This is a genomic window from Kocuria sp. ZOR0020 (genome assembly GCF_000800955.1).
GTDB classification, from domain to species: domain Bacteria; phylum Actinomycetota; class Actinomycetes; order Actinomycetales; family Micrococcaceae; genus Kocuria; species Kocuria subflava.
In genome coordinates this window covers 1-1,808 of record NZ_JROX01000230.1, presented here as the reverse complement: position 1 = coordinate 1,808, position 1,808 = coordinate 1, and the positions used below count along the sequence as shown (strand labels likewise).

The 1,808-nt window shown below is 69.4% G+C and carries 1 protein-coding gene; it reads left to right on the top strand.

Features of this window, described 5'->3' with window-relative positions:
* Positions 1–1,714, top strand: a 1,714-nt coding sequence (locus L979_RS12220; RefSeq protein WP_047692485.1) for an ATP-dependent RecD-like DNA helicase, incomplete at its 5' end; no start/stop codon positions are given.
* Positions 1,715–1,808 lie beyond the last annotated feature (94 nt).

The window sequence follows — 1,808 nt, the reverse complement described above, 5'->3', positions numbered from 1 at the left end:
CCACCAACACACCGACGCCAGCTTCAAGGCCGGGCAGCTCGTCATCATCGACGAAGCCTCCCTCGCCGGCACCCTCTCCCTGGATCGGATCACGCAGGCAGCGGAGGAGGCGGGGGCGAAGGTGCTGCTGGTCGGTGACTACGCCCAGCTCCAGTCCGTCGACGCCGGTGGTGCGTTCAGCCTGTCGATCCACGACCGCGACGATGCCCCCGAACTGGTCGACGTCCACCGCTTCACCCACGCCTGGGAGAAGACCGCGTCCCTGGAGCTGCGGCACGGCCGCACCCCAGTCATCAACACCTACCTCGACCACCATCGAATCCATGATGGTGACGCCGACGCCATGGCCGATGCCGCCTACACCGCCTGGCGCCACGATCGCCGGCAGGGGTTGGCGTCGATGCTGATCGCCGAAACCCGCGAGAACGTCACCGCTCTCAACGTCCGCGCCCGCGCCGACCTCATCCTCGACGGCACATTGAAGCCCGGCCCCGAAATCACCCTGTCCGACGGCGCGACAGCAGGAGTCGGGGACACGATCATCACCCGCCACAACGACCGGCGGCTGCGGAACCGGCACGGCTGGGTCCGCAACGGCCAAACCTGGACCATCAGCCAAGTACGCGATGGCGGGTCGGTCACGATCCGCCCACCCGGGGCCCGGTTCGGCAACAGCATCGTCCTGCCCGCTGACTACGTGGCCGAGCACGTCGACCTCGGCTACGCCGTCACCGCCCACCGCGCCCAAGGCATCACCACCGACACCGCCCACGTCCTCGTCGAACCCACCACCACCAGGGAGAACCTGTATGCCGCCATGACCCGCGGACGCGAATCGAACCAGGCCTACGTCATCCTCGACCGACCCGACGACCACGCCACTGCGCATCCGGGCGACAACCCCGACGCCACCGCCCGCGCGATCCTCTACGGCGTGCTCCAGCACAGCGGTGCTGAGCCGTCGGCGCACGAGACCATCACCGCCGAGCAGGACCGGTGGGGCTCGATCGCCCAACTCGCTGCCGAGTACGACACCATCGCCGCCTCAGCCCAACACGACCGCTGGACCACCCTGGTCCGCGGCTCCGGGCTCACCGGCGATCAAGCCCAAGCCGTCATCGACTCCGACGCCTTTGGCGCCCTGACTGCGGAACTGCGCCGGGCCGAAGCCAACCACCACAACGTCGACACCCTCCTGCCACGCCTCATCGCCGCGCGCGGGTTCGCCGACGCCGACGACATCGCCTCCGTCATCCACCACCGCCTCGCCAACGCCTCCACCCGACCCGCCGGATCGGGCCGCACCCGGCACGCACCGCGTCTCATCGCCGGACTGATCCCCGAAGCCACCGGCCCCATGACCCCCGACATACAGCACGCCCTGACCGAACGCCGCCACCTCATCGAAACCCGAGCAGAAGCCGTCCTCGACACCGCCCTCCAAGCCCACGAGCCATGGGTTACAGCACTCGGCCCGATCACCGCCAACGGGCGGGAGCGGCAGCAATGGCGACGCCGCGCCCTGGTTGTGGCCGCCTACCGTGACCGGTACCAGATCACCGACCCGAACCCGCTCGGCCCCCAGCCTGAAGGCACGGCGCAGAAGATCGACCACGCGCGGGCCGAATCAGCACTGCGAACCCTGACCCGTCCGACCATCGAGGACGAGCGTCGGCGGTCCGCCGCCCAGGCGACTCGGCACCTCGACCTGTAAGGGGCACAAAGAAGGGGCTCGCACCGTCCAACGGGATGGTGCGAGACCCCCAGACCTGCCGACCGGGCTACAGAGACCGTTCCGGCGGACCAGC